The organism is Candidatus Phycosocius spiralis (genome assembly GCF_030158815.1).
GTDB classification, from domain to species: domain Bacteria; phylum Pseudomonadota; class Alphaproteobacteria; order Caulobacterales; family Aquidulcibacteraceae; genus Aquidulcibacter; species Aquidulcibacter spiralis.
In genome coordinates this window covers 99996-107200 of the sequence record NZ_BPFZ01000009.1, presented here as the reverse complement: position 1 = coordinate 107200, position 7205 = coordinate 99996, and the positions used below count along the sequence as shown (strand labels likewise).

Annotated in this window: 8 protein-coding genes; 4 read left to right on the top strand and 4 right to left on the bottom strand. The window is 49.5% G+C overall.

The genetic code is table 11. The features are described from left to right. Nucleotides 1-383 precede the first annotated feature (383 nt). Genes flgH through flgF form a run of 4 tightly spaced genes read right to left on the bottom strand, consistent with a single transcriptional unit; the run spans nt 384 to nt 3545 of the window. A complete protein-coding gene (flgH, locus tag PsB1_RS08155) occupies nt 384-1127 on the bottom strand; it encodes a flagellar basal body L-ring protein FlgH (protein WP_284360355.1) in 744 nt (247 codons plus the stop codon). Next, nucleotides 1127-1987: a flagellar basal body P-ring formation chaperone FlgA gene (gene flgA / locus PsB1_RS08150; RefSeq protein ID WP_284360353.1), complete on the bottom strand. Its 861-nt coding sequence runs from the start codon at nt 1985-1987 to the stop codon at nt 1127-1129. The genes flgH and flgA overlap by 1 nt, the downstream gene beginning before the upstream one ends. Nucleotides 1988-1997: 10 nt before the next feature. Then, nucleotides 1998-2786, bottom strand: a complete 789-nt coding sequence (flgG, locus tag PsB1_RS08145) for a flagellar basal-body rod protein FlgG (protein WP_284360350.1) — start codon at nt 2784-2786, stop codon at nt 1998-2000. Nucleotides 2787-2807: 21 nt separating this feature from the next. Then, on the bottom strand, nt 2808-3545 hold the full coding sequence (gene flgF, locus PsB1_RS08140; RefSeq protein WP_284360348.1) for a flagellar basal-body rod protein FlgF: 738 nt from the start codon (nt 3543-3545) through the stop codon (nt 2808-2810). A gap of 318 nt (nt 3546-3863) precedes the next feature. On the opposite strand from flgF, the gene PsB1_RS08135 reads away from it, so the two are divergent. The 4 genes from PsB1_RS08135 to PsB1_RS08120 all read left to right on the top strand — a co-directional run bounded on the left by PsB1_RS08135 (nt 3864) and on the right by PsB1_RS08120 (nt 6980). After that, nucleotides 3864-4478, top strand: coding sequence for a flagellar basal body-associated FliL family protein (locus tag PsB1_RS08135; protein ID WP_284360347.1), 615 nt, complete (start codon nt 3864-3866; stop codon nt 4476-4478). Between the two features lie 77 nt (nt 4479-4555). After that, nucleotides 4556-5572 (top strand): flagellar motor switch protein FliM, encoded by a 1017-nt coding sequence (gene fliM, locus PsB1_RS08130; protein ID WP_284360363.1) that lies wholly within the window; start codon nt 4556-4558, stop codon nt 5570-5572. Continuing rightward, entirely contained in the window at nt 5569-5997 is a 429-nt protein-coding gene (locus PsB1_RS08125) for a DUF6468 domain-containing protein (RefSeq protein ID WP_284360346.1), read from the top strand. Before fliM ends, PsB1_RS08125 begins: the two co-directional genes overlap by 4 nt. Beyond that, nucleotides 5994-6980: a MotE family protein gene (locus PsB1_RS08120; RefSeq protein ID WP_284360343.1), complete on the top strand. Its 987-nt coding sequence runs from the start codon at nt 5994-5996 to the stop codon at nt 6978-6980. The genes PsB1_RS08125 and PsB1_RS08120 overlap by 4 nt, the downstream gene beginning before the upstream one ends. Nucleotides 6981-7205: the final 225 nt, after the last annotated feature.

Below are 7205 nucleotides of genomic sequence, written 5' to 3'. Positions count from 1 at the left end.
AAGACGCGCCCGGCTTTGTTGTTGTTCTAACATCGCTTAAATGTCGCTATGGATGGACGATCATGCTGAGGAATGCCAGTTTGCCAGCTAGACTCCTGCAAGGATCGAGAATCAGTCCACTCAATCAGACGATGAAACGATCCAATACTAATGGGTAGTTGATGGGACATCATGTCTGGAAGTGTCGTCGTTGATGATGACAATATACCTTAAAGTCAAAGAGTTCATGTTTGGTGAAGCTTTGAAGGTTATCTGGTCTGTGTAACCTTTATAGAGAATGTAAAAGGCCATCACATTAAACTAGAAGCGTTTCTTGGATCCATAGACTGCAACCGTGCTGCGCTCTTTTTCCTGCTCCGGCCAAGGCTTGCTGGCCCATGTTGCTAAAACGGATTGATGGCTTCCATGATCTGATGGCCTTTGGGGGGCTGCTGATAGGCGCTGATCTGGCCACGCCCGCCATAAGAGATGCGCGCCTCTGCCATTTGGGTGTGACGTACTTGGTTGGCCGAAGTAATGTCTTGTGGGCGTACGATACCTGAAACCAAAAGTTCGCGTAATTCATTGTTGATACGAACTTCTTGGCGCCCTGCGACCACCAAATTGCCATTTGGTAAGACTTGGGTAACGATCGCCGCAACCGTCATAGTCACAACTTCGTTGCGGGCCACTTGGCCTTGTCCGGCAAATGTGCCACCTGACGATACGCCAACAGCTGTGTTGGGTGTAAAACCTTGTGGTAGGAGTTTACCAGGCAATTGCTCCAAGCCGAGAAAATTGGTGACCCCTGAATCCAAAGTTGATGAACGCGTCCTTCCCGTAGAATTATTGACTTGGGCTTGGTCATTGATCTGGATCAAAACGGTTAGAATATCTCCCGTATTGGAAGCGCGTGGATCGTTGAAAAACTGCCGTGATCCAGCTTTCCATAGGGAGTTGGATGCGGCAATTTGCCCTTGCGCGGTTGGCATCGGCATCACGACTTGCCGCCGACCCGTTGTACTATAGGCAGGGTTATAGATAGGGCTGACTTCAGGGGGTTTGCCCACTTGACTTACTTCTGCAAGCGTAGAGGCACATCCGGTTACACATAGGCCCGCACATAAGATCATAGTCAACTTTTGCATTAGTTGGTTCCATTCCTGTTGACGAATTGGGCTGAAACTTGGCTCATCACAACGCGCGCTGTTCCGGGGCCTTCGACGATAGCATCAAGGATTTTTTTAGATTGAGGATTGACGACCCGAACGGTTGCGCCAAGGGGCGCATCAGACAACGCGCGACCCCGCAAAGATAATTTTATACCAGAAGCTTCATAGACCAAAGTGACAGTTTCATTGCGTCTGATAGCTGGTTTTTCAATGACATCGATGGCGCGCAATGGCATATGGGCATTCAATTCCCGTCTAGCCGTTTTCCCAATGAGAAAATCAGCATCCTCAAGCGCATCGCGGGGTGCAAGACTTGGTGCATCGAGCCAAACTATATCCTCAGCACGTATTTCCTCACCCCGCGCTATAGCACGCCCCAGGGCGGCAATCACTTTTGGCTGCGGGCGTGTATCTTTTGGTGCGGCAACGGTTTGATAACCTGGATTGGATGAGTTGGTATTGGCTTCACCGACAGGGGTAGCGTTTGAGACTACGATCTGGCGCACGCCTTCTGTGTTCGACCAGACCGCTCCAGAGGCGCGAATGCGCGCTTGCATCGGCCCAACACCAAAAACCACAGTTTGACCTGCAATTGGGGCACGGGCAAGATTCTGGTTTGTCAGTGCCCCTGCATGCTCAAATACATCACCAAAAGTGATATAGGATCCACTTGCTTGAGGCATGGGCTTTAATCTTAATTCTGGTTCCCCATGCCTCAAGCTTGGAGTGATGATTTGGGCTTGAACCGCCGAACCGATGTTGGCCCATCCCATCATGAGGAGGAGGGCGTTGCTCAGCAGCTTGGAAAGCATGGATTTTGGGGTTTTCAACCGCATTCAATCATTCCTATCTCAGGACTTGTGAAGTAGCTTGCATCATTTCATCGGTCGCATTGATGACCTTTGAATTCATCTCATAGGCACGTTGGGCAATGATCAGAGCGGAAATCTCAAACACCGGATTGACGTTGGACGCTTCCACATAGCTTTGATTGATCGATCCCAGTCCCGCGACATTAGGATTGCCCACAGTTGCAGGGCCTGAAGCTGCTGTTTCAACGAGCAAATTATCGCCTAAGGCTTCAAGACCTGCTGGGTTCACAAAAGTCGCAAGGGTCAATTGACCGACATCTTGGGGTGCCGTTTGCCCAGATAGAACCGCTTGGACCTGACCTGAGGGTGAGACGGAAAAATCAAGTGCGCCTTCAGGAATCTGAATTTCGGGCTGCACAATCAGGCCGTCGCCCGTAACAATTTGCCCAGTTGGTGATGAAGAAAAATTGCCAGCTCTTGTGTAAGCCGTTCTGCCATCTGGCAATAACACTTGAAAATAACCGCGCCCATTGATGGCTAAGTCAAATTTGTTGTCCGTGCGGGACAAACTTCCTTGCTCGGCGATACGATAGACAGAGCCAGTTTTAACGCCATAGCCAACTTGGACCCCTGTTGGGTCAATGGTACCAGAATCTGAGGTGGTTGCACCTGGACGCTCTAAATTTTGATAGATCAAATCTTGAAATTCTGCGCGCTGGCGCTTGAAGCCTGTGGTATTCATATTGGCAATATTGTTGGATATGACTTCTACGTTTAATTGTTGAGCCAACATACCAGTTGCTGCAATATTCATCGAACGCATAGGTTTAGTTCCTCATATTATTTAGGATTGAACACGGGCTAGGCGGTCAATCGCCCGTCCACGTAATTCTTCGGCTTGTTTTTGCAGTCGCGTCACGCTTTCAAAGGCGCGACTTATTTCCATGATGCGTGTTAGCTCGGTTACTGCAACGACATTGGACCCTTCAATCATGCCTTGTACGATTTGTGGGTCAGCAGCGACTTGGGCAACCTCATTGTTTGGTCGCCACAAATTATCACCAATCTTGTCTAATGCGCCTGGGCGATCAAAGCGGGCAATACCAAACTGACCAACGGGCACGCCATTTTGTGTAATTGTCCCATTCTTGCCGACGGTAGGCGATCCTGCTGCAACATTTAAAACAATCGGCTGACCTAAATTATCTAAAACAGGGCGCCCATCACCTGTGACGATCGTGCCTTCGGGGTTGATTTGAAAGCGTCCATCGCGCGTATAGGCTAGGCCTTGGCCGGTTTGAACCGTAAAATATCCTTCACCAGCCACAGCGAAATCAAGCGGATTATCGGTGCGCTGTAAGCTACCCGGGCGAAAGTCACGGGCAATTGTATAGTCGCGCACAAATTCAATGGTTCTAGGTCGCTCCTTGATCGAAGCAGGGCGGCGAATAACCGGCTCAAACAACACCGCCTCAGATTTAAAACCAGCCGTTGTTACGTTCGCCATATTATTGGCAGCTACATCCATTTGCCGCCGGATCGCATTTTGGGCGGATAGGGTTATGAGAAGTGTATTATCCATCTCTTTTGTCTACCTTCTGGGGTGCTCGAGGTACATTTTAGTGCCGATTGTTCTGAGCTTGCACCTGTGATGCAAAGGACGGGCCAGAATAAAATATTTTGAAATACAGATGTTTAATAATGACAAATCGAAAGATAGGTAAGAATTGCCGCGAAAGAATAGCTTGTTAGCCAGCTAATGGGCTTAGTCTGGGCAGATTTTGCCGCCTTCCTCTAATTTGGTGACATTTCATTAACCATGATTGGCTTAAGCACTTAAGACAATTACATGATATAAGACCCGTGAGTCGGGCTTTGCACGCAAAATGGCGAGATACAAATGGCAGATGAGGCGGACAAAAAGGACGATGTGGCAGCAGATGCCGAAGGAAGCGGGAAAAAGAAGCTTGCTGGCAAGCAATTGATTTTATTCATCGTTCTTCCAGTTGTTGTTCTCTTGGGTGGCGGTGCTGCCGCTTATTTCTTGCTCTTTAATAAACCCGCCACCGCGGAATCCCCCGAAAAGACTAAGGATAAAGCCAAAGAGAACAAGGAAGAAAAAAAGGGGGCCGAGGCAAAGGGCGGGGAAAAAGGTAAGGAGGGACAGCCCAAACAAGAAGGTGGCATCAAAATCTCAGAGGGCCCCAATGGCGAGGGCTTTATGACCGTTCCAGATGTTATCGTCAACATTGTGACCTCCGATGCCCGTCCGGTCTATTTAAAGCTGCGTCTAACTTTGCAAACTAAAGATACCGAAACCGCTGAAACAATCAGGCCGCTATTGCCGCGGATTCTAGATCAATTTACCGGCTTTTTGCGGGAGTTGCGGGCCGAAGATATCGCCGGGTCAGCGGGCTATTCGCGGCTGCAACTGGAATTGCTCAAACGCGTTAATCTTGCGGTTGCCCCAGCACAAGTCGATGATGTGTTAATTGAAGAAATGTTGGTTCAGTAATGGCGGATGAAGTCGATCAAGATGCCATGGCTGCGGCTTGGGAAGCCGAAGCAGCGGGTGGGAGGCTATGGTCGGCAATGAGACAGGCAAAACTCTCAGCCATGGCCATTGGAGCCGAGCGGGTTCTCAACCAAGATGAAATCGATTCCCTCCTCGGCTTTGATTTAGGCGACGAAGAAGGAAACGAGAAAAACGGCATTCGCGGTATCATTAATTCCGCGTTGGTTTCCTATGAGCGCCTGCCGATGTTGGAAATCGTCTTCGACCGCTTGGTGCGATTGATGACGACTAGTTTGCGGAATTTTACCTCTGATAATGTCGAAGTATCGTTGGATCATATTTCCTCTATCCGATTTGGTGATTATCTTAACTCCATCCCACTGCCGGCAATTTTAGCCGTATTTCGGGCGGAACAATTGGACAATTATGGTTTGATGACCGTAGATTCCAATTTGATTTATTCCATTGTCGATGTGCTATTAGGTGGGCGGCGCGGTACCACAGCTATGCGTATTGAAGGGCGTCCCTATACGACCATTGAACGTATGTTGGTGACTAGGATGGTCGAAGTAATTCTACAAGACATGCAATCGGCATTTGAGCCGCTAAAGCAAGTGAATTTTTCCCTGGACCGTATTGAAACCAATCCTCGTTTTGCCGCAATTGCCCGGCCTGCCAACGCGGCAATCATGATCAAGATGCGGATCGATATGGAAGATCGGGGTGGCCGGGTAGAGCTTTTGCTACCTTATGCAACGCTGGAACCAATCCGTAAAATGTTAATCCAACAATTTATGGGTGAGAAATTTGGCCGCGATAATATTTGGGAAGGTCACTTGGCGACCGAATTATGGTCAACTGATATGCAGGTTGAGGCTGTGTTGGATGAACTGCCTGTTCCATTGGGTCGTTTGTTAAACTTGAAGGTTGGTGAAACAGTGTTTTTAAATCAGCCACCTGATGGAAGCGTAGAATTACGTTGTGGACAAATTCCCTTAACCAAAGGGCGGATGGGTAAGTTGGGGCGCGCTATTGCTTTAAGCTTGGATGCCCCTTTATCAAACTCTGCTAGATTGGAATTATTAAGTCAATGAGCGCCTATTTTATCCCCGCCGCCCAAATCATTCTGGCGATTGCTATGTTGGTGGTGGCTCTTTTATGCATCCGTTTGGACCGAAAAATCACAGCCTTGCGGGAAGGCAAGGATGGTGTGGCAGCAGCTGCTAAAGAATTGGCTTTGGCAGTGGGGCGCGCTGAAGCCTCCGTGGCCACACTTAAAGCGAGTTCACAGGAGGCCCAAACGCATTTAGAGCGCGGCATTCAAGAGGCGCGCGCAGCAGCTGACACCTTGAAATTCCTATCCTCAACCGCGCGTGCCTTAGAGGGTAAGTCTGCTCCTTCAAGGGTAGACCGTGAAGCCCAGCACGATTTACGCTGGAATGACGATCCATTGGATGATGAATTTCGCCTGAAGCGCCGGGATCGCCCAACCTCTGAAAAATGGGGCGGATTGAGATGAGTTTTAACATAAGGCCATTAACGGGTCTGGCGTTGGCGCTGGGCATCGTTGGAGCTGTTCAGGTTGGGCGTGTTGTTCTTGATGCTACCAATGCGCTTGCTCAGGGCGAAGCTACAAAGGAGGTTGGGACAGCTCAAGTACCTGCTGCACAGGCTGGTTCCTCACCCCCTGGCCAAAAAGTGGGGCCGCCTATGTGTTTGCCTGTCGATTTAGCCAAGGAAGCGGGTATTAGTGCGGCTGAGTATCGTTTGTTGCAAGCCTTGCAAGAACGCCGGCAGGCGCTTGATACGCGAGAACGTGAACTCATCACCCGTGAAAATCTGTTAACCAATGCGGACGCAAAAATTCAAGATAAACTGGCATCGCTCAAAGAAGTTGAAGCCGGTATTCAAAAGTTATTGGGCCAAGTCGATGAATTGGAAGCCCAGCGTATTGCGGGTCTAGTCCGCGTTTATGAGAAGATGAAACCAAAAGAGGCTGGTAGGGTATGGGAGGGTCTCGATATTGAGGTTCTGCTGAAAATTGCTCAAAAAATGAAGGAGCAATCCCTTTCGCTCATCTTGGCTAAAATGTCGCCTGAACGTGCCCGTGAAGTGACAAGCCGCCTAGCAGAGTTAAATCCCCCAGTCTTACCTCTGACTGCCAATAATGCCCCTGCACAACTGCCTGCGGCTAAAACACTTCCAGCACAGACGGGTGCAGCCGCAGCCAATGCGCCACCCGCCAATGCGCCACCCGCCAATGCGCCACCCGCCAATGCGGTTGGGCAACAAGCTGCATTAACTCCACAACCTAAAGCGGGACCGTCACCTGCGCCTGCTTCCCAGCAAGCTACCAGTCCATCCGCTGCTCAAGGTTCAACACCAGCTGGAGCGGGTCCAACCCCCCCGCGTTCACCTGTGACCAAAGCACCCAATGCCCCTAGGACACCGCAAGCAGCAGCAAAAGCAGCATCTGGACAAACACCGGCCGCCCCAAAATAGCGGTTATGAGCGCTCACCTGCCCAATTTGTGTCTCAAATGATCCCTTTTCACCTTTATGTCGCAAGACAAACGGGGCTTGGCGTGAACTGCGTATTCATTTATCTGGTGCAGTTTGAAATATATATCATATAAATCAATATTTTATAGCTTTAATTGGTAAAATGATGCATTTGATAAAGGCGCGTGATGCACATGAACGCACACTAAGTTGAAGTAGTCTGACA